At 57.8% G+C, this 21,789-nt stretch carries 15 protein-coding genes; 3 read left to right on the top strand and 12 right to left on the bottom strand.

Annotation, left to right across the window (positions count from 1 at the left end; genetic code table 11):
• Position 1 precedes the first annotated feature (1 nt).
• The 3 genes from bcsA (HFD94_RS15320) to bcsR are packed head-to-tail and all read right to left on the bottom strand — an operon-like array spanning position 2 to position 3,530.
• Positions 2–2,605 carry a UDP-forming cellulose synthase catalytic subunit gene (gene bcsA / locus HFD94_RS15320; protein WP_167433270.1) on the bottom strand — a complete coding sequence of 868 codons (2,604 nt, stop codon included), beginning with the start codon at positions 2,603–2,605 and terminating at the stop codon, positions 2–4.
• Positions 2,602–3,333: a cellulose biosynthesis protein BcsQ gene (gene bcsQ, locus HFD94_RS15315; protein ID WP_010257415.1), complete on the bottom strand. Its 732-nt coding sequence runs from the start codon at positions 3,331–3,333 to the stop codon at positions 2,602–2,604. The genes bcsA (HFD94_RS15320) and bcsQ (HFD94_RS15315) overlap by 4 nt, the downstream gene beginning before the upstream one ends.
• Entirely contained in the window at positions 3,333–3,530 is a 198-nt protein-coding gene (gene bcsR, locus HFD94_RS15310; RefSeq protein ID WP_010257416.1) for a cellulose biosynthesis protein BcsR, read from the bottom strand. Before bcsR ends, bcsQ (HFD94_RS15315) begins: the two co-directional genes overlap by 1 nt.
• Positions 3,531–3,730: 200 nt before the next feature.
• Between bcsR and bcsE the strand changes: the two genes are divergently transcribed.
• Genes bcsE through bcsG form a run of 3 tightly spaced genes read left to right on the top strand, consistent with a single transcriptional unit; the run spans position 3,731 to position 7,115 of the window.
• Complete coding sequence (bcsE, locus tag HFD94_RS15305; protein ID WP_167433269.1) at positions 3,731–5,266, top strand: cellulose biosynthesis protein BcsE; 1,536 nt, start codon at positions 3,731–3,733, stop codon at positions 5,264–5,266.
• Positions 5,266–5,454 (top strand): cellulose biosynthesis protein BcsF, encoded by a 189-nt coding sequence (gene bcsF, locus HFD94_RS15300; protein WP_010257418.1) that lies wholly within the window; start codon positions 5,266–5,268, stop codon positions 5,452–5,454. The genes bcsE and bcsF overlap by 1 nt, the downstream gene beginning before the upstream one ends.
• Positions 5,454–7,115, top strand: a complete 1,662-nt coding sequence (gene bcsG / locus HFD94_RS15295) for a cellulose biosynthesis protein BcsG (RefSeq protein ID WP_167433268.1) — start codon at positions 5,454–5,456, stop codon at positions 7,113–7,115. The genes bcsF and bcsG overlap by 1 nt, the downstream gene beginning before the upstream one ends.
• A gap of 128 nt (positions 7,116–7,243) precedes the next feature.
• Here the strand turns inward: bcsG and HFD94_RS15290 are convergent, their stop codons facing one another.
• The 9 genes from HFD94_RS15290 to dppD all read right to left on the bottom strand — a co-directional run bounded on the left by HFD94_RS15290 (position 7,244) and on the right by dppD (position 21,782).
• Entirely contained in the window at positions 7,244–8,251 is a 1,008-nt protein-coding gene (locus tag HFD94_RS15290) for a glycosyl hydrolase family 8 (protein WP_010671652.1), read from the bottom strand.
• 8 nt (positions 8,252–8,259) lie between these two features.
• On the bottom strand, positions 8,260–8,703 hold the full coding sequence (gene bcsD, locus HFD94_RS15285; RefSeq protein WP_022624841.1) for a cellulose biosynthesis protein BcsD: 444 nt from the start codon (positions 8,701–8,703) through the stop codon (positions 8,260–8,262).
• A complete protein-coding gene (locus tag HFD94_RS15280; protein ID WP_167433267.1) occupies positions 8,703–12,518 on the bottom strand; it encodes a cellulose biosynthesis protein BcsC in 3,816 nt (1,271 codons plus the stop codon). Before HFD94_RS15280 ends, bcsD begins: the two co-directional genes overlap by 1 nt.
• Before the next feature lie 11 nt (positions 12,519–12,529).
• Positions 12,530–15,481, bottom strand: a complete 2,952-nt coding sequence (gene bcsB, locus HFD94_RS15275; RefSeq protein ID WP_167433266.1) for a cellulose biosynthesis cyclic di-GMP-binding regulatory protein BcsB — start codon at positions 15,479–15,481, stop codon at positions 12,530–12,532.
• Positions 15,478–17,589: a UDP-forming cellulose synthase catalytic subunit gene (gene bcsA, locus HFD94_RS15270; protein ID WP_010671648.1), complete on the bottom strand. Its 2,112-nt coding sequence runs from the start codon at positions 17,587–17,589 to the stop codon at positions 15,478–15,480. The genes bcsB and bcsA (HFD94_RS15270) overlap by 4 nt, the downstream gene beginning before the upstream one ends.
• A gap of 49 nt (positions 17,590–17,638) precedes the next feature.
• Positions 17,639–18,442, bottom strand: coding sequence for a cellulose biosynthesis protein BcsQ (gene bcsQ, locus HFD94_RS15265; RefSeq protein ID WP_022624838.1), 804 nt, complete (start codon positions 18,440–18,442; stop codon positions 17,639–17,641).
• Positions 18,433–19,023: a cellulose biosynthesis protein BcsO gene (gene bcsO, locus HFD94_RS15260; protein ID WP_060681435.1), complete on the bottom strand. Its 591-nt coding sequence runs from the start codon at positions 19,021–19,023 to the stop codon at positions 18,433–18,435. Before bcsO ends, bcsQ (HFD94_RS15265) begins: the two co-directional genes overlap by 10 nt.
• 760 nt (positions 19,024–19,783) lie before the next feature.
• Complete coding sequence (gene dppF / locus HFD94_RS15255) at positions 19,784–20,806, bottom strand: dipeptide ABC transporter ATP-binding subunit DppF (protein ID WP_010671644.1); 1,023 nt, start codon at positions 20,804–20,806, stop codon at positions 19,784–19,786.
• A complete protein-coding gene (gene dppD, locus HFD94_RS15250) occupies positions 20,796–21,782 on the bottom strand; it encodes a dipeptide ABC transporter ATP-binding protein (RefSeq protein ID WP_010257423.1) in 987 nt (328 codons plus the stop codon). The genes dppF and dppD overlap by 11 nt, the downstream gene beginning before the upstream one ends.
• Positions 21,783–21,789 lie beyond the last annotated feature (7 nt).

The raw sequence follows: 21,789 nt of genomic DNA, 5'->3' as shown, positions 1-21,789 counted from the left end.
ATCAACTCAATGCGTTTTTTGAAGCTGGCACACGTCCGATGCCTTGCGGCAACAGCGAAGCCAGCCAGCTCACCCCAACGGTAAGCAGGTTAAACAGCCGACGTAACTGCGGCGGGCCATATTCCGCCAGGCGCAGGTAACCTTTGAAACCGAGGATCATGATATCGGCGAGGCTCTGGACCGGTTTATCTTCCGGAAAACCGTCCTGCCACAGCGCCCAGGTATCGGCGCGGGCGAAGGTACACTGGATAAATTCAATATGCTGCTGAGTGGTCAGTTGATGGAGACGCACGCCAGCCCGGTGGCCAAAGACCCGCTGCACCTGGCACGGGAAGCTGAACTCCTGCTGTCCACGACGCAGCAGCAGCCACACTTTTTCATTCTCCCGCAGCGCATCCGGCTCGCGCATCTCCAGCCCGACGCCGCCGTCAGAGTAGTCACGCAGCGTACAGGGCAGCATATGACCATCTTCGCGTGCAATGGCGGCCGGCATGGCGATCTCCACCCTGTGCGCCTCACGGATCTGCCGTGCTTCAACCGAAACCGCTACCGCACCGCCAAGGATAATCATGTTGTAGAGCACCCAAATCAGGCTCACCCATACCGTCAGTACCTCATTGGCCGGACCGTGCTGCATGCGCCAGAACGCCATCAAAACCCCTGCGAGGTTGAGCAGCACCAGCAGCATATAGGGCTTGGTTATCACCCAGTCCAGATGCTCCTCCTCTACCAGCCCGCCTTTTGCGGTGACGTTAAACTTCCCTTTATGAGGATTGAACAGCGCCACGGTGGTAGGCCGGGCGATATACCAGGCCAGCACCGTCTCGTAGACCTCGCTCCAGAAAGAGTGTCGCCAGCGTCCCTGAATACGCGAGTTGGTGAGGCTGGTATGCAGCATATGGGGCAAAACATAAATGGCGATCGCCAGCGCAGGTGCGTAGATGATGTAGGCATGACAGAGCAGAAACGCCAGCGGTGCCAGCAGGAAGACCAGCCGCGGAATGCCAGAGAGAAAGTGCAGCATGGCGTTGGCATAACAGAGCCGCTGTACCCACTTCAGCCCCTTACCAAATAGCGGGTTATCAAGGCGGAAGATCTGCACCATACCGCGTGCCCAGCGGATACGCTGTCCGATATGCGCTGACAGACTTTCGGTCGCCAGTCCGGCCGCCTGAGGAATGCGGATGTAGGCCGAAGTGTAGCCGCGCCGGTGCAGCCGCAGCGAGGTATGGGCATCTTCGGTAACGGTTTCCACCGCAATACCGCCAATTTCATCCAGTGCGCTGCGGCGCAGCACGGCGCAGGAGCCGCAGAAAAAGGTGGCGTCCCAGGTATCATTACCGTCCTGCACCAGCCCATAAAAGAGCGAACCCTCATTGGGCGTACGACGAAACCGCCCGAGATTGCGCTCAAACGGATCGGGCGAGAAGAAGTGATGTGGCGTCTGCATCATCGCCAGCCGGGGATCTTTAATAAACCAGCCCATGGTCATCTGCAAAAAGGCGCGCGTCGGCACATGGTCACAGTCGAAAATCACCACAAATTCGCTGCGGCAGTACTTTTTCAGCGCGTGATTGATATTGCCGGCCTTGGCGTGCTCATGGGTGGGACGGACGACATAGTTGATACCCACGCTGGCGGCAAAGTCGCGGAATTCCGGCCGGTCGCCGTCGTCGAGCAGATAGATATTCAGGCGGTCTTTCGGCCAGTCGATGCCCATGGCAGCGTAGATGGTGGGTCTGACCACGCTGAGCGGTTCGTTGTAGGTTGGCACCAGCAGATCGATACCTGGCCACTGATCCCGATCGACAGGCATCGACACCGGCTGACGATTAAGCGGCCAGAGCGTCTGAAAATAGCCCAGCACCAGCACCACCCAGGCGTAGGTCTCTGCCGCAATAAGCAGCAGACCAAACACCAGACTCAGCGGATCGTCCCAGTTCAGCGTCGAGGTATAGCGCCACCAGAGGTAGCGGCACGATACGGTCAGCGACAGCACAATCAGCATCATGGTCGGGAAACGCCCCGGGACGCGTCGTACCAGCATCGCCAGACTCCAGAGCAGTACCACAAAGATAAACTGCGTCATCAGGCCAAACGGCTGGCTGATACAGAGCAGCGCCAGCAACGTGGCAAACAGGGCAGTGACGGCGAAGAGGCTGCGTCGCACCAGCGGCGACAGCCGCTTCAGCCACTGTTCGATGCGCACATCGATTCCCTGGGTCTGTGAGTGGGCAACGGCCTTGTCCAGCCAGCGGTAGCCATGGTGGCGCCAGCCAGACAGCGCACCGAGGCCACGGAAACCGCCGCGATCGCGATCGCTCTGCGGCAGGATCACCAAAAGCCACAGCGTCTGGATCAGATAACGCAGGATATCCAGCGGTCGTGGCCGCTCCGGCGAAATGTGCGGATAGAGCCGGCGGCGCTGCTGAATAATCCGCTGCCAGCCCGGCGTTTCGAAGCGAAGCAGCATCAGGCCCAGCACCGACCAGAACAGATGGAGCGCACTGGCGAAGCGGGACGCGCCATTGCCTCGCGCTGTGGTGTAGCCCCTGTGCAGCGATTGCCAGGCGGGCGCCGTTAACAGCCAGCACAACGGATTCAAGAGCTCACTCCATTCAGATTGAGCAGCAGCCAGCTTGCCAGCGTGATGATCTCTTCACTGACCAACGCATGTGGCCGGTATTCACCGACCGGCTGCTTCATCATCAGCGCTTCTGCCAGCGCCTCATCCCGGTGGATCAGCAGCGGTATCAGCGGATTCAGCGAGGCCATCCAGAGCTGATGCAGATCCTGCTGCAGACGACTGTTGGCATTAAACTGATTGATAATAAACCGGGTGCGCGCCGGAAACTGGCGCTGGCTAAGCCGTAAATGGCAATTCGCGTCTGGCTGAGTGACACACAACAGGCTGTCCAGCGTCGGATAGAGCGTTTCATGCCAGGGCAGGGTATCGGCAGGCAGATCGAAAATAATCCACTGATAGCGCGCCCGCAGGTCCGGTAATGCCTGGAGCAGCGGCGCGGCGATCGCCTCATTCTGTCTGGCAATAGTCAAAGCATGCTGATGGGACAGCACCCCGTGAGGCAGCAAATCAGGACCATCGGGATAGCGAAGCCCGCTGTGCTGCCAGTCACCGCCCTCACACAGTGCTTTCATCCAGCCATTATCCTGCTGAGCGGGCAGATTAAAATGCACGCCGAGCTGGCTGACCGGGGAGCCATCGATCAACAATACTCGTTCGCCGAGTGCCGCCAGCGCCCAGCCTAATCCGGCACAAAGAGAAGTCGTGCCGACGCCGCCCCGTACGCCCTGAAGCGCGATCTGTGGCATCAGCGATCGGTCTCAGACTGGCTGGCAAGGGTTTCCGCTAATAGCGGCCAGCGCGACACGATCGCTTTCAGGCGCTCTTCACGCGCAATGTCGACATAGCGGAAAGAGTGCAAAGAAAACGCATCGCGCAACGCGCTAATATCATCCTGACGATCGCCATCAGCGGCAACAGGGTTATAGAGATTGTGGTTTTTCATTACTGTTCGCCAAAAATAAAACAACGTCACACTCAGGATGACCGACTGCGCGTAAAGGAAAGTTGAAAAATATTTCCAGAAACGCGGCAATTGCAGAACAATGTGAGCCGGCCTGTGATTAGCAATGTTTAAATTTCTCAGGTTACATCCCGGCCTGTCTATAATAAGCTAGCCTGGACTGGAAAAATAACGAATTCAATATGAAAAATTCTTTTTCGCTGGGGCTGTTGCATGTTCAGCCTGAATTAACGGCATTGCAAACGCCTGGCTGTTATTGGGTGACCTGTCCGCGGCAGGATGACGCCCGCACTTTTATTCGACAGGTAATTTCACATCAGCAGGCCGTAACGCTGATCAGCGCTGACCAGCCGCCGCGTGATTTGCTGACGCCCGACCCACCTGGCGGACCCGATCGTATTCCGCTGTTTTCTCTTTCCAAAAGCAAAGGCAGTTTGTTGCAGCTGGAAAGTGATTTTCTGCGCACGCTCGGCAGTAAAAATGGGTTAGTGATATTTAATAGCAACGCAGCGCAATGGGATAAGCTTGATGACGCAGAATTATCCCGCTGGATAAAGGGCATGCGTCAGACGCTGCATAAAAGAAAGCTCACCCTTTTAATCGTGACCTCCGGCACCACAATAATAAATCTGAGTAATCATCTTCAGCGTTATTTTCGTCAGCTGGATGGCGTTGCGCATTTGAGCTTTCAGCAGGATAGCTGGCAGTATCGAATTAACTGGTGGTATGCCGCGGAACGCCTGCTTGCCGATCGGGCAATACGTCTGGGCTGTGAAAATGAACGCTTTTTTACCTTAAATGAAAAGCAGGAACCACTGAGCCTCAACGACGAGCAGCATTATCTTGCGGACAACATCGTGCTCGAGGGCGCGCCGCCGCTTTCACGCCAGTGGCAACTGTTCGAGGATAATGAGCAGGTCTGGTTGCGGGCGCAGCAGGCCAATGCCGCAACGGTGATTTTCAGCCTGACCCGCAGCGAATATATCAACGAACTGGCGAAGATGGTGCACAGCCTGCGTCGTACACGCGGCAACGGACTGAAAATTGTGGTGCGCGAGATGGGTGCAAGCCTGCGTTATAGCGACGAACGTCTGCTGCTGGCCTGCGGTGTAAACGCCATCGTCCCGACCAACGCCACAATGTCGCGCTTTCTGACCACGCTGGAGGGCCTTCAGGGACAGGTGTTTAACCGTCGCGTTCCCGCCAGTCTTGAGGCGTTAACCGCTTCGTTGCAGCCTCTGCATGAGAAAGGCTACCTGCGTCTCGATGCCTTCTGTCAGTCAGTCGGCCAGTTGATCAGCAATACCCTGCTGCCGGAAAATGATAAGGGCCTGCTGGTCGCGTTGCGGCCTGTGCCACAGCTTAAGCCTCAGCAAATCCTGACGCTCTGTAAACCGCGCCGCTTTGGCGACCTGGTCACGGTGCTGGAAGATCGTGTCATCCTTTTCCTCTCTTCCTGCCGCTATAACGACCTGGATAAGGCATTGAAATATATCTTTTCTCTGCCTCACGACGAGCTGTTTGCTAACCGGATGGTCTGGTTTGAGGATAATCAGATCCTCGCGGAAGTCAGCAATATTAAGAAACTGACGCCGATGGCAATTCAGGATCTGACCCCGATATCAGAGACGGCCCGCGCCGCCGTTGAGAGCCGGTCTGAAACACATGAACGCTCTGCACCGCAGCCCATCACTTTACTGCCGGAGAACAAAGCCTGATGAATCTGATGGACTGGGTACAAATTGCGCTACTTATTCTGGTTATCCTGCTGTTTTTAAAGCCGTTATATCAAAAATGGCTACCCCGTCGCTGGAACGGCATCATGAATCGTTTGTTGCCAGCGCGCGCGCTTAAATCGGAAGGTCACTGGCAGCGTCAATCCTCTGAAACGGATAGAAAAAATTAATGAATACTGATCAACCCGCGGCGGCCTCCTCTTCCCGCTTCTGGTCCTCCTGGCGCGGACTGGGCGGCTGGAATTTCTACTTTTTACTGAAATTCGGCCTGCTGTGGTATGGCTATCTCAATTTTCACGCCCTGAGCAATCTGGTGTTTCTCGCCTGGCTGCTTTTTCCGTTACCCTCGGCGCGCCTGCATCGCATCCGCCAGTTGATCTCGATTCCGGTTGGCATCGCGCTGTTCTGGCACGACACCTGGCTGCCAGGACTCAGCAGCATACTCAGCCAGGGCGATCAGCTGGCGGGCTTCTCTGCGGCCTATCTGCTCGACCTGGCCGATCGCTTTATTAACTGGCAAATGGTGGGAGCCGCCTTTGTGCTGCTGGTTCTCTATCTGTTTGTTTCACAATGGGTTCGCATCACTGTGCTGGTTTCGCTGATGCTGATCTGGCTTAACGTGCTGACGATTGCTGGCCCGGCGATGTCGCTGCTGCCGACCCGGACGGCTACGCCACAGGTCGTATTGAATCAGACACCCAGCGGCGGCCAGCCAGCCGCCACGCCGGATGGACTGGAGCAGTCTGCGCCGCCGACCAGCGCAAATCTCACCGCCTGGCTGAACCGCTTTCATGAAAGTGAACGCCAGCGCGTGACGCATTTTCCCGACAATCTGCCTGCCGATTCGCAGCCTTTCGACATCCTGGTGATCAATATCTGTTCGCTCGCCTGGTCTGATATGGATGCTTCTCAGCTGCGTAACCATCCGCTGTGGCAGCATTTCGACATCATGCTGAGCAATTACAACGCCGCAACCAGCTACAGCGGACCGGCGGGTATCCGACTGCTGCGTGCCAGTTGTGGCCAGACCTCGCATAGCGATCTCTATAAACCTGCCGATCCGCGTTGCTATCTGTTCGACAATCTGGCGAAGCTGGGCTTTAAAGAGCAGTTGATGATGGATCACACCGGCATATTCGGTAACTATCTGAAGGAGGTGCGCGAGGGCGGCGATATTCAGGCACCGCTGATGTCACAGGCGGGTATCGCACCAGAACTGACATCATTCGACGGCTCGCCGGTATTCAACGATGCGCAACTGATGCAGCGCTGGCTGGACGACCGCAGCAAAAGCAGCGATGCACGCAGCGCCACCTTCTACAATCTGATCCCGCTGCACGACGGCACCCGTGAACTCGGCAGCACCAAAACGGCACCGTGGAAACCGCGCGCGCAACTACTATTCGATCAGCTTGATGCCTTTATGACGCAGCTGGAGAAGTCGGGCCGCCGCGTCATGGTACTGGTAGTGCCCGAGCACGGTGCCGCGCTGCAGGGAGACAAAATGCAGATGTCCGGCTTGCGCGATATTCCCAGCCCGGATATTACTCACGTACCGGTAGGCATTAAGTTCGTCGGAATGAAGGCGCCGCATCAGGCTCAGCCATTGAACATTGATGCGCCGACCAGCCTGCTGGCCTTGTCAGAGATTGTGTCGCGCGTCGTAGATGGGCAGGTATTTAATGCCCCGAATGTGAATATGTCGGTACTGACTGACAAGCTACCACAGACGCCGGTGGTGTCGGAAAATGACGGTGCGGTGGTGATGATGTATCAGGGCAAACCCTGGATCAGGCTGAACGGCGGCGACTGGGTCGCCTATCCGCAGTAACGCGTGACCGCCGGGTTGCAGAGCCGTGACCCGGCAGTTAATGGCGGGTCAGGCGCGGCGCCTGCTCTCTGTTGAGCGCGTGGCTGTCGATGGCAGAATAGCGGCCAGTGCCGCCATTCTGCCAGTTATCAGCGCTTCTCCTGAAACGCCTGCCAGGTCAGCAACTGCAGACTGGCAGAAAAGTAGTTCTGATCCGCAGCCAGCTTATCGCTCAGATAGCCGGTTTCATTCAGCGTCAGGTCACGTACCGCCAGCAGCCCGCCCTCAAGATGGTAAGGTGCTGGGGCATTCGCCAGCACGTCGAACCAGGCGGGTGTCAGCATGCGGCTGTAACCCTGCCAGACGCGCTGAAACGGCACCAGTGCCAGACTGTGCGGGTCATACCACCAGATGTTCAGCGGCACGCGAATCGCGTCGTAACTGAAGCGGTTCGAGTAGCCGACGGCCGGGGCAACCGAACCGTCGGCATTCAGTGCGACCCAGTCCATTGGCAGCCCGGTTTTGCCAAAGCTCAGCTTACCCAGCAGATCAAAGCCATCGTTAATCAGCTTATCCCAGACCTGAAGATGGCTGTGTTCACCAAACTCGCGCCATGCCTGAAACAGGAAGTAAGAGGGATTGAGCACCACATAACTGACTTTGTTAAAGCCCTGCGCACCCGGCAACATCACGGTGTGGCCGCCAAAGCTCGTGACATCCAGCCTGATAATGGCGCGCTGAATACGGTCAGATTCCTGCTGGTAGCTCTCCACCTGCCATTTCTGTGCAGCACGCTGTAGTGCCCAGGCCAGCAACACATCGCCATCCGCGGCGTTATTCTTGTCGGCGACCGGGTTGTCACTGCCCGGCACGTAGCGCCAGTAAAAAAGCCCGGTCTGCGGATTACGCAGCTGGCTGCGCGTCCACTGCCACAACCGATCAAAGGTGGCGCGATCGTCGTTGGCCACCGCCAGCAACATGCCATAACCCTGGCCTTCGGTATGACTGACGTTGTTATTGGCGGTGTCAGTGATCCGCCCTTCTGAGGTCACAAAGCGACTTTTAAAAGTCTCCCAGCCGCTGGCACTCGCCTGCGCGCTGCAGGCCAGCAGTAAAACAGAGCAGAGCCAGACCCGCCAGAGTGGATTACGTTTCATTTCCGATCCTATTGATATCGATAGTGCAGCGTGCTGCCATCGTTGAGTTCAAGCGTAACCGGCACAATGCTGCTGCCGCCCTGGCCCTGCAACCAGCCCGAAAAAAGTCCGGCCATCACCGCACCAAACGCCGCCTGCCAGTCAGCCGGAGAGTGGATGTTGTCGCCTGCCGGTAAGGCGTGATACGCAATCAGCAGCGCCTTCTCTTCCGGCTGAAGCTGCACAAAGCCCCAGTTAAAACGCGCCAGTTGCAGATTGCACTCGCGCTCCAGATCCTGCACGGTACGCGACTCTGGCAAAGGATAGCGGGTCGCCAGTGATTCCCCCATCTTATAGAGAAAGGCTTCCGCCTCCTGATGACCGGCGTTGGCGATCATCCCGTCAATCAGCACGCTGACCAGGTCAAACCAGCCCGGCTGATACGGATGCGATACCCCCGAATGCTCACTCATTACTTCTCTCCGAACAGGTAACGGACATAGAGCTGCGCGCTGCTTTCGTTGTAGTCACCAAAGGTGTCATAACCCAGCTGGCCGCCAATCGTCACATCTTTATTGAGTTTGTAGTCCGCCCCGGCGTGCAGGTTGTAGCCGATGCCGTTTTTACTGCCGCCGGAGTAGTAAGCGTCTTTCACGCTGCCGCTGGCGGCAAGGGATTCCAGCTCTGACTGCAGGCTGGCATCCGCCGGGAAGTACGCGCTCTTATCCTGACTGTAGGTCTGATAACCGGCTGCACCGCCAATATTCACTTTCAGATCGTCAAACTTGCGTGAGAACTCTATCGGGAACGAGACCGACGCATAGTTCTGCGGGCTGAAGTAGCCGCCCTGACCGTAGCTGAAGTAGCTGAGGTTCTTTGAGAAGTCCATCCACGACAGGCTCATGCCCACTTTCAGCTCGCGATCCTCAGTGTGGAACGGACGGACGTAGGCGCCGGCTGTTGCCTGCAGGTTGTTGTTGCTGGCGACATTCTCGCCGAGATAGCTGTACGCGCCCGCACCAGCATAGAAGCCGGCATCGCCATTGTCGTAGCTTAACAGGGCGTTAGCGCCGTTTTTGGTGACGCGTCCCCAGCGTTTGCCGCTGGCTTTATCTTCTGCGCCGACGTAAGAGAGCAGGCTGTCGGTAATCGCGCGGCGTTCACCGGTCAGGATCAGCGTCAGGAAGTCGGTGAGTTTCGGTGACCACTGTACGCCCCCGACCAGAGTACTGAGATCCTGGCCCAGCGGCGTACTGCCGATATCCACTTTATAGCTGTCGCCCTTCAGCGCCAGATTTAGCTCCACGCCCGAGGCGGTTTGCGAATCGGTGGTGGCGTTCGGCAGGTCATTCACCGTCGCACCGCCTGCGGCGACCACTCTGCCCTGACTCAGCGCATTAGTGCCAAAACGGCGCCAGGCATCGGCTGCGCCACTACCCGCCGTAAGTGAGACCGGCGTGGCGGTAAAGTCGAGGCGCGCCGTTTCAAACGGCACGGTAGAGAAGGTCAGCGGCGCTTTGGCTTCCGTCAGCTTGCTCAGGCCCGACTCGCCATCACGCCCGCGCACCTGCACCATGCCCTGACTCCAGCTGCCGGTTTTTTCCTGCAGCGAATCCATCATGGTGTCGACGTCGTGCAGAATCTGTGACTGCCGGGAAACAGTTTCGCTGCCCGCGGCCGGTTCACCCTGCGTCTTCACGCCAGCGGCAACGCCCGCCGGTGCCGCCTGCCACGGCAGCACGGTGCCGTAGCTGGATGGTGAACGTCCCACCGGCGAAGTATCACGGTTGATAAACGGATTATCCGCCAGCGCCAGTCCGCCCACGGTCGGCACGCTGCCAGGCTGCGCGCCCTGCAGGCCAATCAGCTGACCGCGCGCTGAACGCAGATAAGCCATCGCCTGAGAATGCTCGCCATTGGCTTCCGCCACCCGCGCCAGCAGCAGCAGACGATCTGGTGTCTGAGTCGTACTGTTAAGGCCGCGACTCAGCTCATTAGCGCGCTGCACATTGTTCTGCGCCAGCGCGACGTTGATGGCCCCGACGCGCGCATCCTGCGTCGGCGTATCCTGGGTCATCAGGTAGTCATAGACCACGCCCGCATCCCGGTTCATCTTGCCGTCCTGGTAGAGACGGGCCATCGCGAACATCAGATCGCGGTTCTGCGGATCCTGCTGCAGTGCACCAATCAGCTTGTCATACGCCACCGCGTACTGACGCTGCTGCCGCAGACGATCCACTTCGTTAATCAGATAGCCATTGCGAATACCAGCCAGCTGCGTCGGCGTACTGCGCGCCTGCAGTTCCGGGTTGCTGAGGAAGCGCTGCGCCTCACTACCGAGGCCCGCCTGATTCAGTACCGTCATCTGCGCGGCATAATCGCCCGCATTGCCCTGCACGCCACGCTGCAGGTTAGTCCGCACCACCGAAACGGCGCTGGTGAGATCGCCCGCCTGCGCCAGCTTCTGCGCCAGGTTTCCGGCATCAACCGGGTTGGTGGGTGGATTAACCGTGAGCGCCTTCAGGGTATTGGCGGCGGCAGCCGTCGCGCCCTGCGCCAGATACTGGTCTGCCGTGCTCATCTGCAGATTGAAATTAACCCGCTGCGCCAGTTCACGCATCGCCGCCGTCTTCGCGTTAGCGGGAATACGCGACAGCAACGTGCTGGCCTGCTGCCAGCCGCCGCTTTCGCTGGCGTTAAGCGCACCGGCATACAGTTCGCTGGTGCTGGCCCCGTTGCGCATCACCGGCTGCATCACGTTAGCCGCCAGCAGCGTGTCGCCCTGCTGACGATAGAGCCGGGCTAAATCAAGCCGCAGCCAGCCATCCGTAGGATAGCGCTGAATACCCTGCTGCAGCGTCGCGATGGCAGCGGCATTGTTACCGGCCGCCAGTTGACGCTTCGCCTGCTGACGCAGCGCATCGGCTTCATTGGCCCGTGGCGTGACGCTCTGGCGAACGCTGTCCGGCAATGCACCCAGCAGCGTACTGGCTTCGGCACCCCGATTCTGCTGACGCAGAACGTAGAACAGCCCCTCTTTGGCGCTGCGGTTATCCGCATCGCTTTGCAGAATAGTGCGATAGAGTTGCTCCGCCTGCTGTGGCTGATTGGTGCGGCGCAGCACGTCGGCGCGGAACAGTCTGGCGGCCAGCCCTTTTTCGCCGTCAGCCTGCACCAGCGGTTCGCTTAATGTCAGCGCCTGCGCCGTGTCTCCGCTTTTCAGTGCCTGCTGGGCGCTGGCCAGCTGTGCATAAAAACGCGCATCGTCAGCCTGCTGCTGACGCGATGAACCCTGATCGCCGCCGAGCTGAGCAGACCGCTGCAGATAATCCGCCGCTTCCTGATAACGTCCGGCTCGCTGGGCCACATAGCCCATGCCCGCTAACGCATCGGCATCCTGCGGATTGGCGCCCAGTACTTTTTCAAAGCTGGACTGCGCACCGCCGACGTCACCGCTGTTGAGCGCGCTGAATCCGGCCCCTTTTTCTGCGCCGCCGACGTTTTTACGGTAGTAGTCGATGACGGCGGAGTCCTGCGGATGACGTTGCTGCCAGGTCTGATAGAGCGCCGCATCTGACGGCTGCGGACCGAGCCACAGCAGCGCCTGACGCAGCGATCGATCGGCATCCTGATTACCGCTCGCCAGCGAACTCAGCACCTCAATGCCTTCGCGACGGGTTGTTTCCTGATAGGTCAGCGCTTTACCCAGCGCCAGCCGTGCGCCGGTGTCCTGCGGATGCTGAGCCGCAAACTGGCGCAGTGCCTCAACCGCCTGCGGCAGCAGCGTACGGTCGCCCGCCATAGTGAGATAATATTCTGCCGCGACGCTGGGTGGTGGCGCATTGCCGCTGAAGGTGTTGCGCCAGGTCTGTAACGCCGCCGGAATATTGCCGCTGCGCGCCTGCTGACGCGCCAGCGCAAGCTGCGCCTGCGGAATGGTCTGCATCTGGCGCGCGTTATCCAGCTCGCCAAGATGCGGATCGTTGGGGGAGACCTGACTCAGACGGGCGCGATACTGCGCCGCCGCCGCAGTGTCGCCACCCTGCTGTGAATAGAGCGCCAGCAGGTAGAGCGCCTGAGTGTTGTTGGGTTCAACCATTAGCACCTTTTGCAGTGAGGCTGTCGCCAGGTCGTCATGCGCTTTCTGATGCCAGTAAGAGGCCTGATCGAACAGCGCCTGCAACGCCGGATTGGCGCTTTCCGCCGCCAGCAGCGGCTGTGACAGGGCCAGCGCACTGCCCAGCAGCAACGCCTTACGGATACCGGCACTTAACAGATTTTTTTTCATTATTATTATCCTTACTTCCTGCCGGAATCACGGTCCTGCTTTGGGTTCAGACGTCGCCAGGCGTGACGCTTCAGCATCACCCAGGCCGCACTGCCCACCAGCGCGGAGAGCAGCATCGCCGCCACCGCCAGCAGCACCGAGTGCTGGTTGGCATACCACACCACCATCATGTACCAGGGCAACTCACCGCTGGGAAACTGCGCGCCGACGCGGAAACTGCGAATGCCGTTTTCATCGGTAATAATCGCGGTATCGCCACGAATGCCGGCGTTAATCTGCGCTGAACTCAAATCGTTATGCAGTCGCAACAGCTGATCGTCGCTGGTTGCCACCGTCATCACCACCAGCCGATCGCGGTTCCATGGCGATCGGTAGCTGAGGAAGCCTCGCCACGCTTCGTTGGAGGAGAAGTAACGATCGGCATCCAGCTGCTGACGGCTCCAGTCACCGGTCAGCCAGCCGCGTAATTTTTCCAGCGTGTCAGGCTCTTTCACCCCAAAAGTGCTGCTGGTGGCGTCATAAGGGGAAGCCGCCAGCATCGCCTGATTAAAGGCGCTGTTGCCGGTGGTGCTCACCGCCAGCAGATCGCTCTGCTGTATGCGCGCCAGATGGGTTCCGCCAGTCGGCAGGCCAAACAGTACCTGATTCTGTGTCAGCGCCAGACCGGTGGCTTTACCAGCCCGCGCCGCCAGATCCAGCAGCGTTGACAGTTCAGCATCGCTGGGCGTTTCCGGCAGCAGCAGCGTGGTCTGGCTGAAATCGGCCAGACGTGAGAACGGGAAAGAGGCACCCACAAAGTAAGAGAGGTTCGGCAGCATGCTGAAGTGACGGGTATGGCTCAGATCGATCCATGAATCCTCTTCAATCCGGCTCTTGATGTTGTTGTTCAGTAACACACCGCAGGGCGCATCAGCCCGCGGTTTGATATTGAAGTAAAGCGCCAGCTGGTTATCGCCATAGATCAGGTAGGGTTCGAGATTAAGCTGATACTGCTCCTGACGCGCATCACCGCCCAGACGGTGCCAGGCGTTCTCCAGCAGGCCGACTTTGTTCACCGTCAGATTGCGCAGGAAAGTGCCGTTGAGCATGACGTTAAGGAAGGAATTATCCTCATCGATCCAGCTTTCGGACGGGAAGCGATAGTGCAGATTGACCGGCACTGTGTCGCCATCCCACAGGAACAAATCAGGCGCGGCGCGGAAGTTAACACGCAGCGCATCATGCCAGATGCCGCTACTGGTCAGACTCTGATCTTTACGCAGCAGTTCGCTCAGTCGTACCGGACGGTCAGTGTTAATCCAGCGCGGGGCATCGTAAGGTTTGCGGTTTGCAATAGTCTGTGCGGGGACCTGCAGATGACTCTCATCCGTCGTCAGTGGCTGCGTCGTCAGACGGTTCGCCGCCTGACGCAACTGGTCCTCATTGTTGCCACTGACCAGCAGCAATTTGTAAACCGGATTATTGGGATTATCCACCACCTGCAACATCGGACCGTTACTGGCCGGGAAAGTCAGGGTGCCGATCCGGTCACCAGGATGACCAAACAGGATGCCGTTGTGTTCCGGCAGTTCGCCGCGCACCACCGGGAAACGGATGCCGCGATAATCACTCTGAATGCCGAGCCAGGATGTCACCAGTGCCGCCGCGCTGACAGCATCGGCTGAAACATGACTGGCAAAGCCCACCGTCACGGTGGACGCCGTCATCCGCTGAGGATCCAGGAAGGGGCGCGGGAAATTACGCAGGCTGGTGCCGATATTGAGCTTCTGACCCTCAAGGTGCAGCGATGTGTTCGGCAGAATGGTGACCTGATACTGCTGTGCGCTCTCTCTTTCACACAGCAACTTGTCCGCATCATTGATTTTAAAACTCAGATTGTTCGCCGACACCACCATCGCCGCCGGAATATCCAGCTCATAGTCGCTGACATCGCTGTCCGTCGCACCCAGCGGCAGCGTGCCGAGCGGCTGACCATTCAGCATCAGTTGCAGCGACGTATTGCGTGCCGCCAGCGCAGCTGAGACGCGCAGCGTCAGATTAAGTCGCGCATTGGTGATGACTTCATCGCCGGGCAGGGTAAAGGTGATGCCCGACTGAAGCTGACCGCCGGTCAGCGTGATGCCGCGCGACTGGCCCATCTGGGCCACTGAAATAACACTACTGATCGGCTGATTGATGGCAGCCGCGATCGGCGGCTGCGCTTCTGCAACCGGTGCAGCTACCTGACCTGGCGCGTAGGGCAGCGCACTGGCGGCTGCTTCCAGCGCGGGATCGGCACTGCTCAGGCCCTGCGGCAGGGGCACCGCGGACAGCGCGCTGCTGTCCTGGGTTACCGCGCCGGTGGCGGCCATCGGCGCGGTGGTCTGGGCAGAAGCCGCCGCCTCACCGGTCGATGACGCTGTCTGAGGCGTTGAGGTCGCGTCACCGGTCACTGAAGATGGCTGAGTTTGTGATGTCGCCTCGCTACCTGGGGCGTAAGAGGCGTTCACCGGGGGTGCCATGGCATTGGGTGATGCACTCTGTGGCGCCGATGCCGGTGCAGATTCTGCGGACGGTGTCGCAGATGGCGCATTTGCCGCTGGTGACACTGACGGCATTGCAGACTCTCCACCGCTGATCGGGGCGGCTACCTGGTCTGAACCTGCCGTCTGGGTGGAACCATTATTCATGGGTGCCACAGATGCCGCATCGCTGACCGGATCCAGATTTGTCGCGGGTGCAATGACGGTGGCATCGGCAGGCTGCGTGGCGGAAGCAGCATCAGGCGGCGTCGGAGCCGGACTGTTTACCGGCGCACTGGCAGGCTGCGCGGTGGAAGCAGCATCAGACGGCGTCGGAGCTGAACTGTTTACCGGCGCAGCACTGCTGTTATCAGTAACAACCGGCGTTTCCGCGCCAGCGGGCGTCAGCCATAACGCTGCGGTCAGTGAACTGACCAGCAAAGTTTGCGTCAGGATCTTCATGCCGCCCCATCCTCTTTCGCCGCCGCGGCAACCGGGTCGACATTTTTACGTTTATCGTGGCGGCCTTTCCAGGTCAGCCAGAACAGCTCAAAGACGGTACGGATAATAGTGCCCAGCGAAATCAGCGGGTTGTCCTGCTTATACTCCGGCTGAATCCAGGCATCAGCACGAGCCAGCACCACACGGACCAGTTCGCGACGACGCGCCAGCGGCATCGCCTCAAAGCGCAGACGGATGCTCTCATCATCGCCGGAAATCTGACTGACCGGGATAGTGATCGCGCCGGATTTCAGCAGCAGATCAATCTCTTCAATCTCATCAGTTTCATGACGTCCATCGGGTGCATCAAGCTGCGCGCCGCCCATCGAAAGGTTGCTGGTCTGGGTGCGCGATGAAATGCCGCTGGCGTAATGAATAATCGCCGGGATTTGCACTTCAACACGGATGGTTTTACGCACCTGCTTGGTTTCGCGCGCCACGGCAATTGCCGCCATCAGAATGATCAGGCTGAAGATCGCCCAGCCGACGTTGAGCGCGATAACGTAAGGATCGACGCCAAAATAGTCATGCATCACGGCGCGCACCACGCCGGCTACAATGCCAATGCCCAGCAGCAGCGCCACAATCACATGCGGACGCACGATGTGGAAATCGAAGAAGCCCTGATCCAGCACGCCGCCTTTATCGGTCACGTTAAACTTGCCATGTTTTGGCGACAACAGGGTCAGAATGGTCGGGATCACCAGATGGAAGCACATCACCGTCTCATAAATTTCACCCCAGAAGGTGTAACGGAAACGGCCATTCATTCGTGAGTTAACGTAGAGCGACATCACCAGATGGGGCAGCACATAGGCAAAGATCAGCGAGGCCGATGAGTGAATAATATTCAGGTTAAACAGCAGGTAAGCCAGCGGTGCGGTCAGGAAGGCAACGCGTGGCAGGCCAAACTGGAAATGCAGCATGGCGTTGAGATAGCAAAGACGCTGCTGCCACTTCAGGCCACGGCCAAACAGCGGGTTATCGACGCGGAAAATCTGTGTCATGCCACGCGCCCAACGGGTACGCTGAATGATATGCAGGCCCAGACGTTCTGTTGCCAGACCGGCAGCCAGCGGGATCGACAAAAAGGCTGAGCCCCAGCCCAGTCGCTGCATTTTCAGGGCGGTGTGTGCATCTTCGGTCACGGTTTCAACGGCAAAACCGCCAATCTCTTCCAGCGCTGAACGACGGATCACCGCACAGGAGCCACAGAAGAAAGTGGCATTCCAGTTATCATTACCCTGCTGCACCGGGCCATAAAACAGCGAGCCTTCGTTTGGAATGCTGCGTGCGGCGCGCAGGTTACGCTCAAAGGGATCGGGAGAATAGAAGTAGTGCGGCGTCTGTAGCAGCGCCAGCTTCGGATCTTTCAGGAACGGTCCGACCGTCGCCTGCAGGAAGGTGCGCGTCGCCACGTGGTCGCAGTCGAAGATGCAAATCAGCTCACCTTTGGTGATTTTCATCGCATGGTTGAGGTTCCCGGCTTTGGCATGTTTATTGTCGTCACGGGTGATATAACCCACGCCGACATCCGCCGCAAAGCGGGCAAACTCGCTGCGCTTGCCATCATCCAGCAGATAGACCCTGATTTTGTCACGCGGGTAGTCGATACACTGCGCCGCGAGTACGGTGTCGCGCACCACATCAAGACTTTCATTGTAGGAAGGCACATAAATATCGACCGTCGGCCACAGGCTGGTGTCGTCCGGTAAGGGTTCAATCGTGCGTTTTAATGGCCAGGTGGTTTGCAGGAAGCCAAGAATTAAGATCAGCCAGACGTACAGCTCCGCCAGATATAAGCCAATGCCTAAGATAGCTTCAACTTCGGAATTAAAGTGCAGCGTCTCGGTGGTCCGCCACCAGATATAGCGGCTGGACATCAGCGCAGAGAGAACCACCATCACCACCGTTATTTTGCGGCTCTTGCTGAAACCCAATAAAAACATCATGCCGATGCTGATCAGACCAAAAATATACTGTTTCTGGCTGTCCATTGGCGTAATGATGATCACCGCCGCAACGGGTGCAAGCACCAGCAGCAGCAGGTAAAACCCGATTTTACTCATGATTCACCCTGAGAAGAGCTATGTAAGTCAGTCGCCTGGCGGAAGCCGACTAAAAGTGGTTTGTGCGGATGGGAGCCTGAACTTCGCCATTACCCACGGTGATATTCAGAATGCTGCTGACCCTTTTCGCGATCAGTTCAATATCAAATGCCGCTGCGGAGGCGGGACTGAAATCGTAAACAGACTGCTGCGAAGCATTGGCTTCACCCACACTTTCATCGCGGTGAACCACGCCCAGTAAATTATCGCCCAGGCGCTGCTGCATAAACGCGGTGACATCGCGATTGATATTCCGGCGGTTGTCACACTGGTTAAGGATAAAATAGTGACCCTGCTTATTATTGAGCGGCTTACCGATCATCCGGTTCTCTTCAATCTGCGGTAATAACGATACTGATGCGGTATCGGCTAACATCACCACTAAATGCATATCGGCCAGCGTCGTCATTGCTTTAAGGGCGGGGCCCGGGCCCGGCGGGAAATCAGCCACGATCACCAGACCGGGATAATTGAGCACCGTATCCAGACCGCGCTTAATAAAGTGGGGATCTTTCATCAGGTTCTCTTCGAACCGTTCGCGCTGCGGCTCCGTGACATCGCCATAGGGCAGCACAAAGATATTGCCGCCGGTGGTGAGGATCGACTGGCTCCAGTCCGCCTGCTCTTCTGAGCGCGCCACAAATCCGCGGCCATCATGAAGCGGCACGCCAAAGTGAAGACGCAGTGCATTCTGCACATCAAAATCAATCGCCAGAACTTTGCTACCGGAACGCGCCAGACTCCAGGCCAGATTCGCCGCCAGCGTGGTTTTCCCCACGCCCCCCTTCGGCGAGCACACACAAACTAATGGCATAGCGCAATCTTCTCCAGTAACGGTTTGAGTAAGGTTTCTTTCGGCAGATTAATCTCGCGCGAGCGGAACAGCGCACCAAATCGTCCTGGCTCAGAATGGGTGGCGGTAGGTGCGACGACGGGCTGAAGCTCAGCCACGGTGGCAGGCCGGACCGGCTCAGCACGCAGCGGGGTCGCAGGCTCAGCCACGGCCACTTTTTGCAGTGGCGGCGGTGGCGGAAAGAGTGATGAAGGGCCGCGTTCAGTCGTGCTGGTTGCTGGCAGGTTACTGCCTGACAGGCTATCGAGAATCGAGGTGCGAGCTGCCATTGCCGGTTGCGCAGTGAGTGCGGCATGTCGTGCCGGTGCCCCAGGCGGTGGAGCCGTAAACTCATCACCACGCAGCGGCTGAGGTTGCGGCAGGTCAATACGCTCGCCGCCGCCAAACGGTGTCTGATGTTCTTCTTTCGCCAGCTGGCGAATCAATGCCCATTTACTGTGTTCCGCCGCTTCCTGCGTCTGGCCAGACATATCTTTAAAGTCGATGTCGAGCGTTTGCGTTTTCTCTTTAAAACGCTGCAAATCATCGTAATTATTCTTCATTGGCCATGGCCTGCAACAAGGTGGGAATTTTCCTGGAATATAACACATCCCTTTAATATCAGTCAGAAAAACCTGATTACAAAAAAAGCAATTTCAATCAAATTGTTTAATCATAAAGATTCAATAGTGGCGGAAAAAAGCCTTTGCTGAGTCATTACCGCTGATAATTAATAAGTAATACTTAAGTTAAATTCATTAGCCCTGTTTTAATAATTTTTCAGAAAATACCGCTCTTACAACCTCTGGCACTGCCAGGCTGACTCCTGTAAACAGCGTTTCAAAGAGCGTTCAGGCTGCCGCAGGCGCAAAACAATCGCATTTCTGCCATAAGTGATTGAGGCTATTTATCTTTTTTCACTGCAAATATCGCCAGAAGGAAAACAGGTTAAGACTGATAACGGAAAAAGAGGAGGAATAACCAGAAAGTGCTCGCTGACCTGCCAGCAGTGCGGCTTGCAGCTGAGTTGAGATAAAAAAAGGCTCCAGAAAAGAGCCTTCGGCTGGGGAGTTAAGATCGCGAACAGGCTCAGAGGGCATACGCCTTACGCAAAGACGCAAAAGACGCCATCCCTGGCAGGCTCAGCGCGGGCGATTACGCACCTCATCCCTGAGGGGCGCCCGTAGCCGGGCCAACGCGTTGCGTTGTTCAAAAACGCTCCCGGCGTTTTTGTCCGGGGGGCGCAAAGTTTTGCTACAGGCCTGTGCTCCCATCGCTTTCAATTTTGTGCGGTCTGTAAACACCAGAATGCGCTGCCAATCCTCAGCTGACCTTTTCTGCCACGCCGACCGGTTGATTCTCATCCTGATCAACCGCGAAGCAGGCAATCTCCTGTCCGCCATAGTTTTTCAGCTTCGGCTGCAACTGCACGCAGGTGCCAAAACGTCGGTGGCAGCGCGCATTAAAGGCGCAGCCCGGCGGTGGATTGAGCGGGCTCGGCAGCTCGCCGGTCAGTTTAATGCGCTCACGACGGTCGTCTGGATTAAGCCGCGGCGTCGCTGACAGCAAAGCCTGAGTATAAGGATGGCGCGGGTTGGCAAAAATTGCCTCTTTGCTGCCCTTCTCAACGCACCGGCCGAGATACATCACCATCACCTCATCGGCAATGTGTTCCACCACCGACAGATCGTGCGAGATAAAGACATAAGAAAGCCCCATATCCTGCTGCAGATCCATCATCAGGTTAAGCACCTGGGCACGCACCGACACGTCGAGCGCCGAAACCGGCTCATCGGCAATCAGGACGTCCGGATCGAGCATCAGCCCACGCGCGATGGCGATACGCTGACGCTGCCCGCCTGAGAACATGTGCGGGTAGCGGTCGTAGTGCTCGGTTTTCAGGCCGACTTTTGCCATCATCTCCAGCGTCTTCTCGCGGCGTTCCGCGCGGGTCAGCTGGGTATTAATCACCAGCGGCTCTTCCAGAATCTGGCTTACTTTTTTGCGCGGATTGAGTGAGCCGTACGGGTTCTGGAACACGATCTGGATTTTCTGGCGACGCAGCTTCTGCGCCTGGGGATCATGTTTCAGCAGATCCTGACCGTGCCAGTAAAGCTGCCCTTCGGTCGGGGTTTCAATCATCGTCAGCAGGCGGCCCAGCGTGGATTTACCACAGCCTGACTCGCCTACCACCGCCAGCGTTTTGCCGCGTTCCAGATTAAAAGAGACGCCATCCAGCGCTTTGACCAGACGCTCCTGACCAAACAGCCCCTTCTTCACCGGGTAGTGCTTCTTCAGATCAATCGCCTGCAGCAGGAACTGATCTTTAGTGGTTTCATGACTCATAAGTTGGTCTCCCGGCATCGTCCAGCGGATAGTGACACTTGGACTGGCGTCCTGGAATGGTGCGCAGTTCAGGTTCTTCCTGACGACAAAGGTCAGTCGCATAGGGACAGCGTGGATTAAGCAGACAGCCAATCGGGCGGTCATACTTGCCCGGTACCACGCCAGGCAGCGAGGCCAGGCGTGCTTTATCGGCCGCGAACTCCGGTAGCGCACGCAGCAGCGCCTGCGTATAAGGATGGCGCGGCGCCTTAAAGATATCGGTCGCTTTACCGCTTTCCACCACCTGACCGGCATACATCACGATAATGTGGTGCGCCGCTTCTGCCACTAACGCCAGATCGTGAGTAATCAGGATCAGCGCCATGTTCTCCTGCCGCTGCAACTCCAGCAGCAGTTCGATGATCTGCGCCTGAATGGTCACGTCAAGCGCCGTGGTCGGCTCATCGGCGATTAACAGCTTAGGCCGACAGGCGATCGCCATGGCAATCATCACACGCTGGCTCATGCCGCCCGACAGCTGGTGCGGATAGACATCGAGCCGTGACGCAGGATCGGGAATACCGACCTGATTCAGCAGGTCGATCGCCCGCTGACGCCGGGTGCGTTTATTGCCACCCTGATGCACCTTGATCGCTTCCATGATCTGGAAACCTACGGTGTAGCAGGGATTCAGGCTGGTCATCGGGTCCTGAAAAATCATCGCCACTTCGGCACCCACCAGCTGGCGGCGCTCACGTTCGGAGATGTTCTGCAGGTCGCGCTGGTTGAACTCCAGCTTCTCAGCCATCACTTTGCCGGGGAAATCGATCAGCCCCATGATCGCCAGGGAACTCACCGATTTACCGGAGCCGGACTCGCCCACGATACCCACGACCTGGCCCTGCTCAACCTGATAACTGATGCGGTCAACCGCGCGGAACGGTGCTTTATCGTCGCCGAAATGCACCGATAGTTTGTCTACATTTAATAACGCCATCTCGGTG

Source organism: Pantoea sp. EKM20T, assembly GCF_011800485.1.
In the GTDB taxonomy this organism is placed as follows: domain Bacteria; phylum Pseudomonadota; class Gammaproteobacteria; order Enterobacterales; family Enterobacteriaceae; genus Pantoea; species Pantoea agglomerans.
Note: the sequence above shows the minus strand (reverse complement) of the source record. Positions and strands in the feature narration are given on the sequence as shown.